Raw genomic sequence first — 18309 nt, forward strand, 5'->3', positions numbered from 1 at the left:
GGGAATGAAGAACCAGCAAGCAGAACTGGAATGGCGCGAAGGGGAGACGCCGGTTAGCCGCAAATTCGACGATCCCTATTTCTCGCTCAATGACGGGCTTGCCGAGACAACCCATGTCTTTCTTGACGGAAATGAACTGCCCGCGCGGTTTTGTGACGGCTTCCAAATCGCCGAACTTGGATTCGGCACGGGGCTAAACCTCTTGGCGGCGCTCTTGGCGTGGCGGAAATCCGGACAAGCAGGGCGGTTTCGTTTCACGAGTTTTGAGGCATTCCCAATGGCAGCCGACGATATGGAGCGCGCGCTTGCTGCCTTTCCCGAGGCGCTGAACGTTGCAGGCCCGATGTTGGAGCAGATCGCCGCAGGCAATTATCAGTTCGAAACAGAGGAACTGATAGCGGATATCATCATCGGTGATGCCCGCACTACGCTCAAGGACTGGAACGGCGCGGCTGATGCGTGGTTCCTCGATGGGTTTTCGCCCGCGAAAAACCCAGAGTTGTGGGAGCCCGTCCTCATGGCCGAGGTCGCACAACACACAGCGCCAAACGGAACATTCGCCACCTATACCGCCGCTGGATTTGTCCGCAAATCGCTGGCTGAGAGCGGCTTCGCTGTGGAGAGGGTCAAAGGATTCGGCCGCAAACGCCACATGACAATCGGAAAATTGGAAAGCAAAACGTGAGCGCAGGAAACAATACGAAACTGGGCATTTTGCTCATGGTCATCACAACCGCGATTTTCGCTATCCAAGATGGCATTTCGCGGTATCTGGCGACGGAATACAACGTGATGATGGTCGTTATGATCCGCTATTGGTTCTTTGCAGCTTTCGTGATGACCGTGGCCTCACGGCAAGCGGGCGGGCTTTGGGCAGCGGCGGCAACGCAACAGCCGTTTTTGCAAGCAACGCGTGGGTTCCTTTTGGCTGCGGAAATCTGTGTGATGGTCGCTGGGTTTGTGCTTCTTGGACTCGTCGAAAGCCACGCGATCTTTGCGAGCTACCCACTTATCATCGCTGCGCTCTCTGGCCCTATTCTCGGCGAAAAGGTTGGTTGGCCACGCATCATTGCAATTGGCGTTGGGTTTGTTGGCATTTTGATCATTCTCAAACCCGGGTTTACTGTGTTCTCTCCGGCCGCAATAGTGCCATTCATCGCGGCTTTGATGTTTGCACTCTACAGCTTGCTGACCCGCTTCGTCGCGCGCAAGGATACGACTGCGACCAGCTTCTTCTGGACCGGAACGATGGGCGCTATTTTCGCAACGCTCGCCGGCGTCTGGTTTTGGGAAGCGATGGCTCCTTCGGATTGGCTATGGATGGCATCGCTTTGCATGTTTGGCGCGCTCGGGCACTGGTTTCTTATCCGCACCTATGAAGTCGCCGAGGCGAGCGCAGTGCAGCCCTTTGCATATCTACAGCTTGTGTTTGCCTCTGCAATCGGGATCACATTCCTTGGTGAAACGCTACCGCTCAACGTCGCGATTGGCGCTGCAATTGTGATTTGCGCAGGGCTGTTTACGTTCTGGCGCGAGCGCAGGCGGGCTATCTCTGAATGATATCCTTTGAAAGCTGAAGAGGGACAGCCTGCCCTGCAAGTTGAGCCCGATAAGGAAGCAACGCCTCGGAGACACGCATCACATAGTTCCGCGTTTCGGTAAACGGTATATGTTCAATCCAGTCGATCATCGCTTCGGTGCTGTTGCGCGGATCGCCGAATTCCTTGAGCCAACGGTTCGGGCGCCCCGGCCCAGCGTTATAGCCCGCTGCAACAAGGATGACGTTGCCATCGAACCGTTTGTTCAGCCCATCAAGATACGCTGTTCCAAGCTTGGCATTATAGCGCCAATCGCCAGTGAGCTTTGACTTGTCATAGCCAATACCAAGCTTCTTCGACACGTCGCTCGCCGTACCTGGCATAACCTGCATCAGGCCGCGTGCGCCTGCGCCCGAAATGACCCGCGGGTTAAACTCGCTTTCACGCCGCGCAATCGCGAGGGCTAGCTCCGGCCGTACCGGAAGCCCCTGCATCTGATGAACAGGATGCATAGGGTAATATGCACTATGTAGCGTATCACCGTATTGCACCGAACGTTTGGCCACATGCAGCGCGACATAGGGATTATCAATTGCCATCGCCCATGCTGCCAGCGCGCCACGCTCTTCACGCGGGAGCGTTTCGGCCAGATGCGACATGAACCGCGCCGTCAGCCGCCCTTCACGCGCGGCATGAAGAAGCAGGCCCGCTTGAAAAACGGTTGAGTTGGCAATGTTTGTATTCTGCCAGTTAGGGAATGGCTCTGTTCCGAGCAATGCCGGATCCATGGCCATTCCGGCCTTTTCCGCAGCCAACTGCCCATAAAAACTTGTTTGGTACGCGCCACCGCGTTGATAAGCGGCTTGCGCTTTTTCGGGCTCCGCCATCGCTTCATGGGCGCGCCCCTGCCAATAGAACGCCCGCCCAAGGCTGATCGGTGTATCCACGGCCGCTTCAAGGTTACGGAAATGCGTGACCGCTCGGCTTGGTTTATTGAGATATCGTAGAGAAATATAACCTGCGAGCCATTCAAGATCGATGTAGTGGCTGCCTTCGGTCAGGTAATGGTTCGCCGCAACCTCATAGGCCGAGGCATACCGCCCAGCGCGCATTTCCCAACGTGCGAGGATCGCCCGACGGCGCGCCCAATCTTCCGGTTGCCCAAGAAACTCCGCCGAAACCGACCGATCTTTGATAAGTTCGATCGCATCCGGATACCGGTCTTTGCGCGCGCGCCAAACAAATCGTTCATAGGCCAGCCCCGGATCATCGGCGAGCCGCGCGGGAACCGCCGCGATGAATGAATCAACGCCCTGCCCAAGCTTGCGCAGCGTTATTCTTGCCTTGGCCAACTTCTGCCAACCACCTTCGACATAGGGCAACATTGCCGTTGCCTCGCCGGACAGCCCGCGCCAAAGCAACATATCAAGCCGCGCCTCATGGTGGGGCGCCAACAGCTTGCCGAAATTTGCAAGGAACAGTGCCTGTTCTTCTTTGGTCATCGACATCTTGCGCCATGCATCAACTATCAACGCATCGGCCGCGTCCCCATCGCCACCAGACCGCAACGCGCGCGAAAGCGCCAAGGCACCGGTTCCAGTTTGCGGGAGCTTCTGTACGAAGTATCCGATGATCTGGCCTTCTGCGCCCTCGCGGGGCAAGCTCGATTCCCCGAATTTACGAAGGTAATCAAGCCCCGGCCAATCCGGATACACCGCAAGAAACGATTGATACTCCGAGAATGCCCCCTCCCCCGCGCGCAAACGGTGCCATTCAACTACTGCAGCGCCGATTTTCCCTGCTTTGCGGGCCTCGGCTGTTGCCCCGTCCCAATCCTGCGCACGAACCAGATCCATCGCACGCGCGAGCGCTTCGCCCTGCTGCTGCGTTTGGGCTTTGGCGGCGACAAATGAGGTAACAGAAACCAAAGCCGCGAAAATCAGAATTCGGAGGGCGCGAAGCATGCGAAATATTCCTTCAGGCGTATGTTTTGACAAAACTGTATCGGATTCGTCGATCACGACAACACACAACTTGGCAATCGCCTCCAACACGGCTAGGTTCCGCCGCGATTACACACGATTAACGGGCGACTCAGCCCTCAATTACAAGGAGACGTGTCATGTTCAAGGGGTCCCTCCCAGCTCTGGTGACGCCGTTCAAAAACGGCCAACTGGATATTGACGCGCTCAAACACCTTGTTGAGTGGCACATCGAAGAAGGCTCCAACGGCCTCGTTCCCGTCGGGACCACAGGTGAAAGCCCGACACTGAGCCACGAAGAGCACGAGCAGGTTGTCGAAGAAGTGGTAAAAGCCGCAGCGGGCCGCGTGCCTGTAATTGCGGGCGCAGGCTCGAACAGCACAACCGAAGCAATCCGTTTTGTGCAGCACGCCAAGAATGTTGGCGCGGACGGGGCACTTGTCGTGACGCCCTATTACAACAAGCCAACTCAGCGCGGACTACACGCGCATTTCTTGGCCGTTGCGGAAAGCACCGATCTGCCGATCGTGATCTATAACATTCCTGGCCGTTCGGTTGTTGATATGTCACCCGAAACTATGGGCGAACTAGCGAAGCACAAGAACATCGTCGGCGTCAAAGACAGCACCGGCGACGTTGCGCGCATTTCGCAAACACGCGCAGCTTGCGGCAAAGACTTCATCCAGCTTTCTGGCGAAGACGCAATGGCGCTTGGTTATACGGCCCACGGTGCAGTTGGTTGTATCTCGGTTACGGCAAACGTAGCGCCGCGCCTCTGTGCAGAGTTCCAAGCAGCAATGGCAAAGGGCGATTTTGCAACGGCACTTGAGTATCAAGATCGCCTGATGCCGCTACACGAAGCGATCTTTGTCGAGCCAGGCCTTGTTGGCGCGAAATACGGCATGTCACTCATCGGTAAATGCTCCGAAGAGGTACGCTCGCCACTTACCGGACTGCTTGACGACACAAAAGAGCAGATCAAAGCCGCGATGCGCCACGCTGGCATCCTGAACTAATTGAGCTTGCCCGCTGCGACCACGTAGCGGGCGATTTCTTCTGGTGAGCGGCGGATGTTTCGCGCCGATCCCTAGACAAGCACCATTTGCCTCATTACATCAGCGCAATGGCCAAAAAAGAAACAGCAGCAGACAAGAACTATAAAGTCATCTCGGAAAACCGCCGCGCGCGGTATGACTATGCAATTGAGGACGATATCGAGTGCGGTATCCAGCTCATGGGCTCCGAGGTGAAATCCCTGCGCGTGGGCCAAAGCAATATTGCCGAAAGCTATGCCGCTGTTGAGGACGAAGAGCTTTGGCTGGTTAACTCTTACATCGCCCCCTACAAGCCCGCCGTGACTTGGGGACACGAAGAAAAGCGCCGCCGCAAGCTTCTGGTTTCAAAACGAGAGCTTTCCAAACTCTGGAACGCCACACAACGTCAGGGCATGACGCTTGTGCCACTTGTGATGTACTTCAACCATAAAGGCTTGGTGAAGATCAAAATCGGCATCGCCAAGGGTAAGAAGAGCCACGACAAACGCGCCACCGAGGCCAAACGCGATTGGGGCCGCCAAAAGCAGCGCCTCTTGCGTGACCGCGGCTAAGGCGCGGGGCTTGCAAAAACTAGCGCCCCTCGCTAGTCAGGCATGGCAACATGCGCGGGGGAGCTTATGCCATATAACGATCCAAAAACGCTCGTTTCCACAGACTGGCTTGAACAGCACCTGAAAGATCCTGATCTTCGGATTCTGGACGCATCTTGGTATCTTCCCGATATGAACCGCGACGCCAAGGCCGAATACGCCGAAGCGCATATTCCAGGCGCACGGTTCTTTGATATCGAAGAGATCAGCGACCAGCGCAGCGACCTCCCTCATATGGCACCGACAGTCGAGAAATTCATGAGCCGCCTACGCGCGATGGGCGTAGGCGATGGCCATCAAGTTGTCGTCTATGATGGCGCAGGGCTTTTCTCCGCCGCTCGCGTTTGGTGGCTGTTCCGCCTTATGGGCAAGACGGATGTTGCCGTGTTGGATGGCGGCTTCGCAAAGTGGAAAGCCGAAGGGAAACCCGTAGATGACCTCCCTCCCGTAATCCGCGACCGCCACATGATTGTGAACCGACAAGACCATCTCGTGCGGGACGTGACCCAAGTTGCGTCAGCCTCCAAACTGATGGACCACGAAATTGTCGATGCACGTGGCCCCGCCCGTTTCCGCGGCGATTCCCCCGAGCCACGCGAAGGTTTGCGCGCCGGACATATTCCCAACGCCAAAAACGTGCATTACGCCACGCTTCTCAATCCCGATGGCACGATGAAAGATCTCGCCGCAATCAAAGCGACCTTTGAAGCTGCTGGCGTTGACCTCTCAAAACCGATCATCACAAGCTGCGGCTCGGGCGTCACTGCCGCGATCCTTTCGCTCGCGCTTGAATCCATCGGACACCGAAACCACTCCCTCTATGATGGCTCATGGGCCGAATGGGGGATGTTTGACTATCTCAAAGCCGAAACAGGTTCTTAACAATGTTGACCAATCTAAAACCGCAACCCGCCGATAAAATCCTTGAATTGATCGGCATGTACCGCGCCGACCCGCGCCCCAACAAAATTGATCTTGGCGTGGGTGTTTACAAAAACGCAGAGGGCGTAACCCCAGTGATGCGCGCGATCAAAGCTGCCGAAAAACAGCTCTGGGAAGCGGAAACAACCAAATCATACACGGGCCTTGCGGGCGAACCTGCCTTCCACGACGCGATGATCGAACTGGTTCTGGGAACCTCTGTGGAACGCGACCGTATTGCAGCCGCAGCCACCCCAGGCGGGACAGGCGCTATCCGTCAGGCGATGGAACTGGTGATGCTTGCCAGTCCCGACGCAACGATCTGGGTTTCGCATCCGACATGGCCAAACCACCTGTCGATCATCAAACACCTTGGACTGCCTCTCAAGGAATACCGCTATTTCGATAGCGAAACGCGCGCAGTTGATTTCGCCGGTATGGCCGAAGACTTGGCCGGCGTAAAAGCGGGCGATATCGTGTTGCTTCATGGCTGTTGCCACAACCCGACGGGCGCGAACCTTACACTCGCCGAATGGGCCGAAGTTATCTCGATCCTCCAAGACACCGGCGCAACGCCGCTTATCGACATCGCGTACCAAGGATTTGGCGACGGCCTTGAAGAGGACGCAGCCGGCCTTCGTATGGTTGCTTCGGAAATGCCCGAATGTCTGATCGCGGCCAGTTGCTCCAAGAACTTCGGCGTATACCGCGAGCGGACCGGCATACTGATGGCCATCAGCGAAACCGCGAAGAACACAGGCGTGACACAAGGCAACCTCGCCTATCTCAACCGCCAGAACTTCAGCTTCCCGCCCGATCATGGTGCGCGGCTCGTGACTATGGTTCTGACGGATGATGCATTGCGCGCTGACTGGAAAGCGGAGCTTGAAGAGGTTCGTGTTGGAATGCTTGGTTTGCGCGAACAGCTGGCAAGCGAACTTCAGCGCCTCTCCGGCAGCGATCGTTTTGGCTTCCTCGCTCAACATCGCGGCATGTTCTCTCGCCTCGGCACCACACCAGAGTTGGTGCAGAAACTGCGCGAGGATCACGGAATTTACATGGTCTCTGACAGCCGCCTTAACATTGCGGGCCTAAACAAGAACACAGTCCCCGTCTTGGCAGAAGCTATCGTTAAAACCGGCATCTAATTGCCACGCCCCTAAACGGGCTGCAATTATTGCGACACAATCACAGCCGTATCGGAGCCAACTCCGGTACGGCTTTTTTCTGGCTTCATTGTTTGGATCAGCGCCACGAAACAAACTAAAAACGCAAGGGCCACCCATTGATAGGGCCGGATCGACGCAAGCAACTGTTTAAACAAAACCATGCGGCAAGTTTGTGCGATTAGAACATCACAAGACAAGCGCAAATCCGCCAAACTCGGCTGACTGAGATATCTTTTCAACGCATTTCCGCATCGAATGCTGATGTATTTCGTGACCTCACATTTTGCGTTTCATTACAACATACGATAGCGTATGTTGCGTGTATCGAAGCGACTTCATTCACAATTTCAAAAGGTTCGTCCGGGCATGGCCAAACAACGTGTTACAAAAGAAGATTGGATTGAAATCGGCTTTAACGCGCTCATTGAGAGTGGCTATTCCGCCCTACGCGCAGAGTCTCTGTGTAAATCAGCGGGAACCACCAAAGGCTCTTTCTACTGGCACTTCGAAGACTTGCCTGACTACAAGTCTACACTTCTAGACCATTGGAAAAGCAACGTTATTCAACACTTGGATGAGTTGAAGCAAGAAGACAATGCCGCACCGCGCAAACTTGAGAAACTCGCCAAATCCATGTGCGCAATCGAAGAACCGATGCAAGAAGCCCGTGCCGAGCGCGCGATACGTGCGTGGGCTTTGGAAGAGCCAATCGCAGAGGCAGCGATCGCCGAAACAGATAGCGCTCGCAAAACATACGCTAGCGTATTGTTAAGTAGTATTGGGTTATCGAACCCTGAAATCACCGAGGCAATGTACGCCACATTTGTCGGCCTCAACGAGAGCCGCGGTCAATCCGATGTAGATCAGGCTTCAATTATCTCCACACTTCTTGCTGCTTTTATCGCTCTTGCAGAAAGTTAAATATCCCCCCATATTTGGGGAATGTTACGTTATTCATTTCTTCTATTATTCGGTTTGTCGTTTTGCGAAAGCGACGAAACCGTCGCAGGCTACGGCGCTGCGGGGTCCGTTTGGAAACTCACATCCCTTAACGGCGCTGAATTTACGGCCGAAGCAACTCTTGAGTTTGGCGAAGAAGGCAAGTTCTTCGGCAAAGCTCCGTGCAACGTCTACAACGGCACGCAAACGGCGGATTACCCGTGGTTTGAAACAGGTCCCATCGCAGCAACGCAAAAGGCTTGCCCCGAACTGGAAGCAGAGACCGCTTATCTTCGCGCGCTTGATGCTATGACAATTGCTGAAGTCGTCGGCGACACAATGATCCTCTCAAATGAGGATGGTGGCGAAATGGTGTTTGAGGCGACGACGAAGACCGAGGACTAACGCGCAAGTAAATCGATAAGCCGTTGCCGCGCTGCCGGTAGCGGCCTATCGCCCACGCTTGCGGCCAATCCATTCGCCAGAAAATACCCCGTCGTGCGCAGGCCGTCGAGAATGTCGGCATCGCTAGCAGGGCCTTGTCCGAGCATGCACTGTGGTAGCGGCAGCAGCCTGTCTGCCCATTCGCCCGCGCCTTCGCGGCTCACTGCTTTGCCGGACTTAGGCGAAACAAAAACGAGGTTATCGCGGCTACCGGTAACCGCGCAGCGTCGTAAATCGAGACCATATCCCATTTCCTCTAGCAAATCGGCCTCCCACCTAAGGTAAGCAAGCGGCCACGCGTCTGTCTTGGAGAGCAGATCAAGCAGGTTGGAGGAAGATTGATGAATAGACGGATGCGGCTCACGTTCCGGAACGCAAAATCCAAGTAGTGCCGTGATCGCGTTCAGCCCAGCGAGTGCGAGCCTGTCTCCCATCACGAGGGCCGCGCGGGTGCGCACTGGCTCCACCGTAAATGCGCCGAGGTGCGCTTCTAGCCGCGCTCTCCACGCAACCGAAAGCTCTGCACCTGGTTGAAGAATTGGCGCAAGTTTACGGCTGGTCCCACCTCTGACAACTCCCGCAAAACGCCCTTTGCTCGGGGTGAAAACGTCGATAATCACGGATGTTTCACCGTGCCTACGTACCGAAAGAAGTGTGCCTTGATCGCGCCATTCCATGAGGAGAGGTTAATCGGCCAAACCCGGTTCGTCGAGCAAATGCCGCCCCGCACGGTCCTCGACCTCTATAACCCATAGATCGGGATCAAAACTGCGTTGTCTGGCGATAGATGCGTCAACGTCTGCTTCGGGGCCCGCATGCAGGCTAATCCAAGTCCGCTCGCCCGTCATAAGGTCAAAACTCTTTTGGAAGGCCTCGGCATTGCCATCGAGCGTGTTGAGTTTCACCAACACAGCGCCCGCCGTAAGGTCACCTTTTGTAACAACAAACGCTGGAATATCCGCAAGACGAAGCCGCGTGAGATAGGCCGAAACCCAAATTTCCGCCGTCAGTCGGCTCATGAATTTCCGTCTTTGAAATTCAGGCCCATCTCGTCATAGCGCTCGGATTCCTCAAGCCAGTTGGGCCGCACTTTGACCTGAAGGAAAAGATGCACCTTACGCCCGAGAAACTCCTCGAGCTCCTCACGCGCGGCCTTGCCAATCGCTTTGATCGACTCGCCTTTATTGCCCAGCACAATGCCCTTATGCCCGTCGCGCATTACGTAAATCAGCTGGTCAATCTTGACCGAACCATCTTTGCGGTCTTCCCATTTTTCCGTCTCGACTGTGAGCTGATACGGAAGTTCCTGATGCATCCGAAGTGTCAGTTTCTCGCGCGTAATTTCCGCCGCAATCATGCGAAGAGGCAGATCCGCGATCTGGTCTTCCGGATAAAGCCACGGGCCAGCAGGCACCTCTTTGGCAAGCCAGTGGCGTAGCGTTTCAACGCCGTGGCCTTTTTCCGCTGAGATCATGAAAGTCTCGTCAAAGGGGAACATCTCGTTCATCTTCGCGGCCAAACCAAGTAGCACTTCGGACTTAACCCGATCAATTTTATTGATCGCAAGCGCGATGCTGCGACCGTCTGCAAGCTCTTGAAGAGTCTCGATGATCTGCTCAACGCCTTCGGTTACGCCGCGATGCGCCTCGATCAGCAGCACAACGACATCCGCGTCCGCCGCGCCGCCCCATGCCGCGGCAACCATCGCACGATCAAGCCGACGGCGTGGGCGGAATACGCCGGGAGTGTCGACAAAAACAATCTGGCTTTGCCCCTCCACCGTCACACCCCGAATACGCGCACGCGTTGTCTGAACCTTATGGGTCACGATCGAAACCTTGGCCCCGACCATATAGTTCAGGAGTGTGGATTTCCCTGCGTTGGGTTCACCAATAAGGGCGACGAAACCTGCACGTGTGTCGGTCATGATTTTCCTTCCAGATGCGCAAGGAGCGCGGTTGCGGCGGCCTGTTCGGCGTTGCGTTTGGAGCCTGCTGTGGCTTTTTCGCTTTTGCCATTTTCAAGCCGGACCTCGATTGTGAAAACCGGAGCATGATCCGGCCCACTGCGCGAAATCTCGATGTATTTTGGCGGGTTAAGTTTGCGAGCTTGCGCCCATTCCTGAAGCGCCGTTTTTGAATCGCGGGCGTCGGCTTCGACTTTGGTAATCCGATCGCCCCACAGACGCAGCACAAAATCACGCGCAACATCAAATCCAGCGTCTTGATAGATCGCAGCAATTAGAGCTTCCATTGCATCCGCAAGAAGCGCCTCTTTCCGCCGACCACCAGAGATCATTTCAGATCGGCCAAGCTTCAGAACACTGCCCAGCCCGATTTCTCGCGCCACATCCGCACAAGTTTCCTTGCGAACAAGCGCGTTGAACCGCGGCGCAAGCAACCCTTCACTCGCCTTTTGGTCATGCTTCAGAAGCGCCTCGGCAATCACAAGGCCAAGAACACGGTCGCCCAGAAATTCATCGCGCTGATTGTCCGCGCGGGTGGGTGAGGACATGGAGCTATGCGTAACCGCCCGCACCAAGAGCGAGGGATCGGAAAACTCATGTCCGATCTGGCCACAGAAGGCCTTGAGTTCGGCCGCCAGCTTCACTCAATCGCCTTAAAGAAACGGTCGCCTCGCCACGTCCAGAAGAAGAACAGCGATTTACCAGCGGAGGAAAAGATAACGCGATCCGCGCGGCCGATTAGGTTCTCGTACGGAACAAAGCCAACACCCTGACGACTGTCGTTTGAGTTATCGCGGTTGTCACCCATGAAGAAGTAATGCTCCAGCGGAACCGTAAAGACCGGTGTGTTGTCCACAAAGGTATTGCCCACATTCAGAATGGAATGCGAAACACCATTTGGCAGGGTTTCGATGAATTTTTCTTTGGTGCAGGAGTTCACAGCCTCTGTACGGCTTTCCATACAGGCCGGCATATTTCCGACCGAACCTTGAGGCTCGTACTCTTCAACAAATACGCCGTCCGGAGTCTGTTTCGCCTCTTCACCGTTAATGAAAAGAACACCGTTTTTCATTTGAACCTTATCCCCGGGAAGACCGATCACACGCTTGATGTAATCCTGACCGGATGTCGGGTGCCGGAACACAACAACGTCGCCGCGCTCTGGTTCAGATCCAAGAATACGCCCCGAAATCGGGCAAATTCCGAATGGGCAAGATACGGCGGAATAACCATAGGCCATTTTGTTGACGAAGAGAAAATCGCCAATCAAAAGCGTGTCTTTCATAGAGCCGGACGGAATCCAGAACGGCTGGAAGAACAGCGTGCGGAAGATCCCTGCGATCACAAGCGCCCAGACCACAGTTTTGATGGTTTCGACGATGCCGTCTTCTTTTTTCTCGGTCGTTTTCATTCGCCTGTAGTTCCTTGAAATATGGGTTGTGCGCTACATGAGGCGCAAGGCGGGGAGAGTCAAGTTTTACGCTGGTGTCTCTGGCTTAGCGGGGCGCGCTTCGATCACGACAAAGGCCTGCGCCCATGGGTGATCGTCGGTAAGGGTAACATGGATAATCGCTTCGTGGCCTGCTGGTGTCATTTGTTCGAGCCGCTCTTTGGCCCAGCCCGTGACTTCCATTACAGGCTGGCCGCTTCGCATGTTTCGAACAGCCATATCTTTCCAACTGATCCCCATAGCAAGCCCAGTTCCCAGCGCTTTTGAGCAGGCCTCTTTGGCTGCCCAACGTTTGGCATAGGTTCCCGCAACATCGCGCCGACGCTCGGCTTTGGCTTGTTCGGTTTCGGTGAACACACGATTTTTGAACCGTGTCCCAAACCGATCAAGCGTTCCTTGAATGCGCTCGATGTTCGCAAGGTCTGTACCGATGCCAAGGATCATTTCGGATCCGGCTCATAGCTTGGATTGATATCACCGGTTGCTTGGTTCAGGCTAAACGACAGAACGCCCCCCTCAGAGCCGCCGGTCTCATGGACGTAGGTTGATCCGTCGATTGTAAAGACCAATCCAACAGCTGGATCGTAGTCGGCCTGAAGCGTTGAAAACTCTAGATTTGTAAAACCTACGACGCTTGAAAGGCCAATAACTTTGCACTGGCGATCGCCCAATTCGTGAAACGGAGGCGAGAGAACAAGCAGATAAGTTGAGCCAGCGGCAGGTTCGATTGTATCGAGCAATGCGAGACGCACATCGCCGTTCGCAAAGGTGCGCGTATTCTCTTCCCATGGTTCCGCAATCGATCGGGCCGAGGCCTGCCAATCGCAATCAAGAACCTCTTGCGCAGATGCAAGTCCAGGTGCTGCCAGCGCAGCGACAAAAGCTAATAATTTCATTCAAATCCCCTCGTCGTTAAAATCTTAAGGCTCGCGGCACCAAACAGCACCGCAAATGTCCCTTCAAACCAGCGCTTTAGGCGCTGATAGGTGCTAACCATACCGCGTGTTGAAAACAGAATCGCATAGCTCGGAAAAACAATGAGTGATGCAAGATACAAAAAACCAAATAGGCTAAACACTTCGGCACTTGTCGCGCCCTCTGGCAGTACGATGGCATAAATCGCGCCCCATGCAAGGATCGCCTTCGGGTTTGTTAGATGAAGCAGAACGCCTTTTAGAAAGACTTGCTTGGTTGTCCCTGTGATTGCGGCCTGTAATTTGGCATCGTTTCGCGAAAAGGCTGAGCGCATGGACTTATATGCGAGGAACAAGAGATAGGCGGCGCCCGCGTATCGCAAGGTCGTGAAAATCCACGCGTTCCCAACCATTACTGCGCTCATTCCCAAAGCGGCCGCGATTCCCCAAGTGGCGCTTCCGACAAGGATTCCCAACGCAAGAGCCAGTCCCGCTTGGCGGCCTTGTTTCATGGATGTGCCCGCAAGCGCCATTGTTGCTGGTCCGGGGCTTGCACCGGCAATCGCCCAACCGAGCCACAATAGGCCAAGCTCGGCCCCTGTCATGCGCGCGCCTCATCCATAAGCCGCCGCATTTCGGCAATAGCAGGCTCTAGCCCACGGAAAATGCTCTCTCCGATGAGGAAGTGACCGATGTTCAATTCTGCGACTTCCGGAAACTCTGCGATGGGCTGTACCGTATCATACGTCAGGCCATGGCCAGCATGGACTTCAAGCCCAAGAGAATGCGCAAAGGTCGACATCTCGCGCAAGCTGTCCAACTCCGCGTCTCGCGTGGCGAAATCACCCTCTGCATGAGCGTCGCAGTAAGCGCCGGTGTGCAATTCAATTACTGCCGCACCAATTCGGTGCGCGGCCTCGATCTGGCGTTTGTCGGCAGCAATAAAAATCGAAACGCGGCATCCTGCATCACTGAGCGGCGCTATGAAATGCGCTAAGCGGTTTTCCTCGCGCGCTACATCAAGCCCGCCTTCCGTAGTGCGCTCCTCGCGCTTTTCCGGCACGATACAAACCGCATGAGGCTTATGACGAAGCGCAATGGCCTGCATCTCTTCTGTGGCGGCCATCTCGAAATTGAGTGGCACCGAAAGCGCCTCCATCAGCCCTTCGATATCAGCGTCATCGATATGACGGCGATCTTCCCGCAAATGAGCCGTAATGCCATCCGCACCTGCTTTCTCTGCCAGAAGCGCAGCGCGCAACGGATCTGGTGTATTGCCTCCGCGTGCATTTCGCACCGTTGCAACGTGATCAATGTTCACCCCGAGGCGCAGCTTGTTTGCTGTCGACATTGCATTTCCTCTATTTCATAGCCGTCATCGCGCGGCTCAATCTGTTCCGAACGTAACCTAGCGGGATCAGACCTCGCCGTCAGCCTTCTTTGCGGCTTTCTTGCGAAGCTCGTCCAGCTTTTTCTTAAGTCGCCCACGCCTGCGGTTCTGATACACCGTAATCAACGGCACAGAGAGATAGTAGACCACAAGCCCACAGACAACGCCGGGAACGATCCCGCCAATCAGATAGGGCAGGAAGATGCTCTCGTAGAACCCGCTAAGGCTGGACCAGTTCGCGTCCGCATCTGTGAACAACGCTACGAAATTGCGTTTGATTTCTATTCCAGAGCTTTTGAAATATTCAAACACGTTCCCTCGGTGCGGGTCACCATGGGGATACCCCATGATGAGATACCCAAGCTGCAGGCTCAAAGTCGCGATAAACGGGAAAGTCAGCGGATTACCAAAAAACGTGCCGAGCAACGCGGCCATGATGTTCCCACGGATGGCCTTGGCCAAAAGAGCCGCAAAAATGAAGTGCATCCCAAACAACGGGGTAAAGCTGATGAGAACCCCAATAAAGAGACCCCGCGCAATACGATGTGGAGGATCGGGAAGACGGTGAAGACGGTGCTGCACATAGTAAAACGCGCGCTTCCATCCTCCCTTGGGATAGAAAAAGTCCACGACGACCTGCCAAATTGGGCGTTTATCGCGGCGCTTAAATACCAAGTACTCTTCCTTTACAGCCGATTAGGCGGGTTTTCGGGTTTTATCCCTGTGGCGTTCGATTGAAGCAACATTCTCGTCAACTTCAAGCGCATTTATGACCGCATGAAGATGTTCTGCATCCCTGAGATCTACGTCGATCATCAAACGGTAGAAATCAGGCTTCCTGTCGGAGAAATGCATATCAGAGATATTCGCGCCCTGTTCTCCGATCAATGTGCAAATGCGCCCCAGAACACCTGCGTCGTTACTTATCGTTACATCTATTGTAACCGTATGCACAGCAGGGTGGCGACCAGAATGCCAATGAAGGTCGACCCAACGCTCTGTTTGCTCTTCGTAATCGCCGAGCACGGGGCAATCGATGCCGTGCACAACCACGCCCTGTCCGCGATAAGTGATGCCAACAATACGCTCTCCGGGAACCGGCTGACAGCATTGTGCGCGCTGGAAGCTCTGCCCGGGCGAAAGGCCAACGACCGCGCGTGCCTCGTCGATCTCTTCACCGCCACGCGCGGCCAATTCGGGATAGACAACCTCAACAACATCACGCCCAGCAAGTTCGGCACTTCCCAATCGCGCAAGTAGCTCGGACGTATCGACCAACCCAAGTTGCTTCGCCGCGCGCAACAGAGTTTTTTCCGTCGCTTTCTTGCCGATATGTTCGAACGCAACCCGCGCAAGCTCTCGGCCAAGCTTGATAAACCGCTCACGGTCTTCTTCACGCAGGCTTCGGCGAATAGCCGCCTTGGCTCGCCCGGTAACAACGATATCAAGCCACGTTGGTTGCGGGCGTTGGCCTTCGGCTGTGATGATCTCAACCGACTGACCGTTCTTCAAGCGTGTCCAGAGCGGTACCCGGATACCGTCAACCTTCGCACCCACACAGCTGTCGCCAATGCGTGTGTGAATGGCATAGGCAAAATCAAGCGGTGTCGCACCCTTGGGCAGCTTTTCAACCGCGCCTTTGGGCGTAAAACAGAACACCTGATCCGAATACATTTCGAGCTTAACATGCTCCAGAAACTCGTCATGATCCTCGGCATTCGCAAACCGCTCGGTAAGGCCGGAAATCCACTTCGCAGGGTCAACAGCAAATGGGTTTTCAGCCCGCACACCATCGCGATACGACCAATGCGCCGCAACGCCACTTTCTGCCACATCATGCATCTGGCGGCTTCGGATCTGTACTTCGACGCGCTTAGCGTCACGACCCGAAACCGTGGTATGGATCGAGCGATAGCCGTTGGACTTCGGCTGACTGATGTAGTCCTTGAACCGATCCGGCACAGCGCGCCAGCGGCGGTGAATTGCGCCCAACACACGGTAACAATCGGAATCAACACGGGTAATTACGCGGAAACCGTAAATATCCGACAACCGGGAAAAGCCGATCCCCTTCTCTTCCATCTTACGCCAGATGGAATAGGGCTTCTTCGCACGGCCATAGACTTCGGCGTCTATGCCTTCGGCTTCAAGCTCGGCGCGGATGTCGTGCGTAATCTTGTGAATCACATCGCCGGTTTCACGCTGAAGCATGATGAAGCGGCGGATGATGGAATTGCGCGCTTCGGGATTCAAAACGCGGAACGCGAGGTCTTCAAGCTCCTCGCGCATCCATTGCATACCCATACGGCCAGCCAACGGCGCAAAAATATCCATCGTTTCGCGGGCCTTCTGAGCCTGCTTCTCCGGACGCATAGCCTTGATCGTGCGCATGTTGTGCAAGCGGTCGGCAAGCTTGATCAGGATAACCCGCATGTCCTTCGACATCGCCATAAACAGCTTGCGAAAGTTCTCTGACTGCTTGGTTTCCGAACTGGACAGCTGCAAGTTGGTCAGCTTCGTGACGCCATCAACTAGCTCGGCAACTTCTTTACCGAACCGCTCCGCGATCTCGGTATAGGTTGATTTTGTGTCTTCGATTGTGTCGTGCAAGAGCGCTGTGATGATTGTTGCATCATCAAGCTGTTGCTCGGTCAGGATCGCAGCAACGGCAACCGGATGGGTAAAATATTCCTCGCCGGACTGGCGGTACTGCCCCTTGTGCATCTCGCGGCCATACGCATAGGCCGCGGCGATTTTCTCTGCATCGGTGTTGGGGTTGTAGTTACGGACCAGCTGGATCAGGTCGTCGACGTCGATCATCCAATCCGCCTTTATGGCGCGCGTGCGCCCTCTACTGTTGTCCCTGAGCTTCCATCAACGCGCGAAGGAGCATCTCGTCATTTGCTTCGTCTTCGTCGGGTTTGTCAGCTGTCTCTGCACCCATAAGAAGCGCCATATCGTCGGCTTCGGGTTCGTCGACTTCGATCTGGGTCTGGTTGCTCTCGATCATGCGCTCGCGCAGGTCATCGGCAAGCTGTGTTTCTTCTGCGATTTCACGCAGGGAAACAACAGGGTTCTTGTCGTTGTCGCGATCAACAGTGATCTCGGCACCGGATGAAATCTCACGGGCACGGTGCGACGCGAGCATCACCAGCTCAAAGCGGTTAGGAACTTTATCAACGCAATCTTCTACCGTAACGCGGGCCATGAGGACTCCTCAGCAATTCGGGGGTTTGAAGAGGTCTGTTTAGGCGCTTGCGAAACTATTGACAAGTGCAAATACCCTAGGTTTTCAGGGGAAATATCGCTGATTTATCACTTTCTGGAAGTACATCCAGCATCTGACGCAGGGTTTCTCCTGTCACGGGATGTCGAAACTCCGGCGCAATGTCACGCAGAGGAATCAGCACAAACGCACGATCCTGAAGGCGCGGATGTGGCAGAATAAGCTCTTTTGGCGCTCGTTTTTTCTGTTCTTCCAAAGGCAAATTCCGCCATTCGGCCTGTATCTGCGGGTCTGGCCGTACCAACTCTTCGCCTTCATGCGTCCAAGTCAAAAGATCAATATCCAACGTACGATCTGACCAACGATAGGGCCTCTCGCGATTGTGATTATTTTCGACTTCATGAAAACGCCGCATTGCCTCCTCCGCGGGGATGTCCGCCGCGACTTCTGCAACGGCATTCACGAAATCTGCCCCCTGATTCGGCGGGAAAAATGGGGCGTGATAATATTTGCTAGTGGCACGAATCGTGAAACCGCTGTCCTGCAGGTCAGAAAGAGCAGATTTCAACCTGTCTAAAGGTTTGTAACCTTGCGTCGAAACATTGGATCCAAGCGAAATCAGGCCAAATGTGAACGTTTTGTGACGCTCTATGGGTTGCGGCATCCACGAATATCCCTAAATGTAGATTATCTTCGTATCTATCATTACCCCACTCACTCACTCA

The 18309-nt window shown here is 54.9% G+C and carries 22 protein-coding genes; 8 read left to right on the forward strand and 14 right to left on the reverse strand.

The features are described 5' to 3' along the window. Positions 1 to 4: 4 nt before the first annotated feature. Both mnmD and OU789_RS12555 read left to right on the forward strand, forming a co-directional pair. Positions 5 to 685 carry a tRNA (5-methylaminomethyl-2-thiouridine)(34)-methyltransferase MnmD gene (gene mnmD, locus OU789_RS12550; protein ID WP_274655888.1) on the forward strand — a complete coding sequence of 227 codons (681 nt, stop codon included), beginning with the start codon at positions 5 to 7 and terminating at the stop codon, positions 683 to 685. Beyond that, entirely contained in the window at positions 682 to 1560 is an 879-nt protein-coding gene (locus OU789_RS12555) for a DMT family transporter (protein WP_274655889.1), read from the forward strand. Before mnmD ends, OU789_RS12555 begins: the two co-directional genes overlap by 4 nt. Here OU789_RS12555 and OU789_RS12560 read toward each other — a convergent pair. Next, positions 1547 to 3502, reverse strand: coding sequence for a lytic transglycosylase domain-containing protein (locus OU789_RS12560; protein WP_274655890.1), 1956 nt, complete (start codon positions 3500 to 3502; stop codon positions 1547 to 1549). The genes OU789_RS12555 and OU789_RS12560 overlap by 14 nt on opposite strands. 158 nt (positions 3503 to 3660) lie before the next feature. Here OU789_RS12560 and dapA point away from each other — a divergent pair, with 158 nt between their 5' ends. From dapA to OU789_RS12590, 6 genes are all read left to right on the forward strand, one after another. Further along, complete coding sequence (gene dapA, locus OU789_RS12565; protein ID WP_263952111.1) at positions 3661 to 4536, forward strand: 4-hydroxy-tetrahydrodipicolinate synthase; 876 nt, start codon at positions 3661 to 3663, stop codon at positions 4534 to 4536. 107 nt (positions 4537 to 4643) lie between these two features. After that, entirely contained in the window at positions 4644 to 5126 is a 483-nt protein-coding gene (gene smpB / locus OU789_RS12570) for an SsrA-binding protein SmpB (RefSeq protein ID WP_263952110.1), read from the forward strand. 66 nt (positions 5127 to 5192) lie between these two features. After that, the gene (gene sseA / locus OU789_RS12575; RefSeq protein ID WP_263952108.1) at positions 5193 to 6047 is read left to right on the forward strand and encodes a 3-mercaptopyruvate sulfurtransferase; all 855 of its coding nucleotides are present in this window, start codon (positions 5193 to 5195) and stop codon (positions 6045 to 6047) included. A gap of 2 nt (positions 6048 to 6049) precedes the next feature. Then, on the forward strand, positions 6050 to 7234 hold the full coding sequence (locus OU789_RS12580) for an amino acid aminotransferase (protein WP_274655891.1): 1185 nt from the start codon (positions 6050 to 6052) through the stop codon (positions 7232 to 7234). Positions 7235 to 7621: 387 nt separating this feature from the next. After that, a complete protein-coding gene (locus tag OU789_RS12585; protein WP_274655892.1) occupies positions 7622 to 8176 on the forward strand; it encodes a TetR/AcrR family transcriptional regulator in 555 nt (184 codons plus the stop codon). Positions 8177 to 8197: 21 nt separating this feature from the next. Continuing rightward, positions 8198 to 8599, forward strand: a complete 402-nt coding sequence (locus OU789_RS12590) for an META domain-containing protein (RefSeq protein WP_274655893.1) — start codon at positions 8198 to 8200, stop codon at positions 8597 to 8599. Here OU789_RS12590 and recO read toward each other — a convergent pair. The 13 genes from recO to folK form a co-directional block, all read right to left on the reverse strand. Next, positions 8596 to 9315: a DNA repair protein RecO gene (gene recO, locus OU789_RS12595; RefSeq protein ID WP_274655894.1), complete on the reverse strand. Its 720-nt coding sequence runs from the start codon at positions 9313 to 9315 to the stop codon at positions 8596 to 8598. The two genes, OU789_RS12590 and recO, sit on opposite strands and share 4 nt — an antisense overlap. A gap of 9 nt (positions 9316 to 9324) precedes the next feature. Beyond that, positions 9325 to 9657, reverse strand: coding sequence for a DUF1491 family protein (locus OU789_RS12600; protein ID WP_274655895.1), 333 nt, complete (start codon positions 9655 to 9657; stop codon positions 9325 to 9327). Beyond that, positions 9654 to 10565, reverse strand: a complete 912-nt coding sequence (era, locus tag OU789_RS12605; protein ID WP_263952102.1) for a GTPase Era — start codon at positions 10563 to 10565, stop codon at positions 9654 to 9656. The genes OU789_RS12600 and era overlap by 4 nt, the downstream gene beginning before the upstream one ends. Beyond that, positions 10562 to 11248, reverse strand: coding sequence for a ribonuclease III (gene rnc, locus OU789_RS12610; protein ID WP_274655896.1), 687 nt, complete (start codon positions 11246 to 11248; stop codon positions 10562 to 10564). The genes era and rnc overlap by 4 nt, the downstream gene beginning before the upstream one ends. Continuing rightward, positions 11245 to 12015 (reverse strand): signal peptidase I, encoded by a 771-nt coding sequence (lepB, locus tag OU789_RS12615; RefSeq protein ID WP_274655897.1) that lies wholly within the window; start codon positions 12013 to 12015, stop codon positions 11245 to 11247. The genes rnc and lepB overlap by 4 nt, the downstream gene beginning before the upstream one ends. Before the next feature lie 66 nt (positions 12016 to 12081). After that, positions 12082 to 12498: a holo-ACP synthase gene (gene acpS / locus OU789_RS12620; protein WP_263952099.1), complete on the reverse strand. Its 417-nt coding sequence runs from the start codon at positions 12496 to 12498 to the stop codon at positions 12082 to 12084. Next, on the reverse strand, positions 12495 to 12950 hold the full coding sequence (locus tag OU789_RS12625; protein ID WP_274655898.1) for a hypothetical protein: 456 nt from the start codon (positions 12948 to 12950) through the stop codon (positions 12495 to 12497). Before OU789_RS12625 ends, acpS begins: the two co-directional genes overlap by 4 nt. Next, a complete protein-coding gene (locus OU789_RS12630) occupies positions 12947 to 13573 on the reverse strand; it encodes a LysE family translocator (RefSeq protein WP_274655899.1) in 627 nt (208 codons plus the stop codon). The genes OU789_RS12625 and OU789_RS12630 overlap by 4 nt, the downstream gene beginning before the upstream one ends. Then, positions 13570 to 14319 carry a pyridoxine 5'-phosphate synthase gene (locus OU789_RS12635; protein ID WP_274655900.1) on the reverse strand — a complete coding sequence of 250 codons (750 nt, stop codon included), beginning with the start codon at positions 14317 to 14319 and terminating at the stop codon, positions 13570 to 13572. Before OU789_RS12635 ends, OU789_RS12630 begins: the two co-directional genes overlap by 4 nt. 66 nt (positions 14320 to 14385) lie before the next feature. After that, positions 14386 to 15033: a DUF2062 domain-containing protein gene (locus OU789_RS12640; protein WP_274655901.1), complete on the reverse strand. Its 648-nt coding sequence runs from the start codon at positions 15031 to 15033 to the stop codon at positions 14386 to 14388. 21 nt (positions 15034 to 15054) lie between these two features. After that, positions 15055 to 17178 carry a RelA/SpoT family protein gene (locus OU789_RS12645; protein ID WP_274655902.1) on the reverse strand — a complete coding sequence of 708 codons (2124 nt, stop codon included), beginning with the start codon at positions 17176 to 17178 and terminating at the stop codon, positions 15055 to 15057. A 31-nt stretch (positions 17179 to 17209) separates the two neighbouring features. Continuing rightward, on the reverse strand, positions 17210 to 17566 hold the full coding sequence (rpoZ, locus tag OU789_RS12650) for a DNA-directed RNA polymerase subunit omega (protein ID WP_263952092.1): 357 nt from the start codon (positions 17564 to 17566) through the stop codon (positions 17210 to 17212). Positions 17567 to 17642: 76 nt separating this feature from the next. Further along, on the reverse strand, positions 17643 to 18248 hold the full coding sequence (gene folK, locus OU789_RS12655; protein WP_274655903.1) for a 2-amino-4-hydroxy-6-hydroxymethyldihydropteridine diphosphokinase: 606 nt from the start codon (positions 18246 to 18248) through the stop codon (positions 17643 to 17645). Positions 18249 to 18309 lie beyond the last annotated feature (61 nt).

Origin of the sequence: Halocynthiibacter sp. C4, from assembly GCF_028823805.1 — a bacterium.
Classification (GTDB): Bacteria; Pseudomonadota; Alphaproteobacteria; order Rhodobacterales; family Rhodobacteraceae; genus Falsihalocynthiibacter; species Falsihalocynthiibacter halioticoli.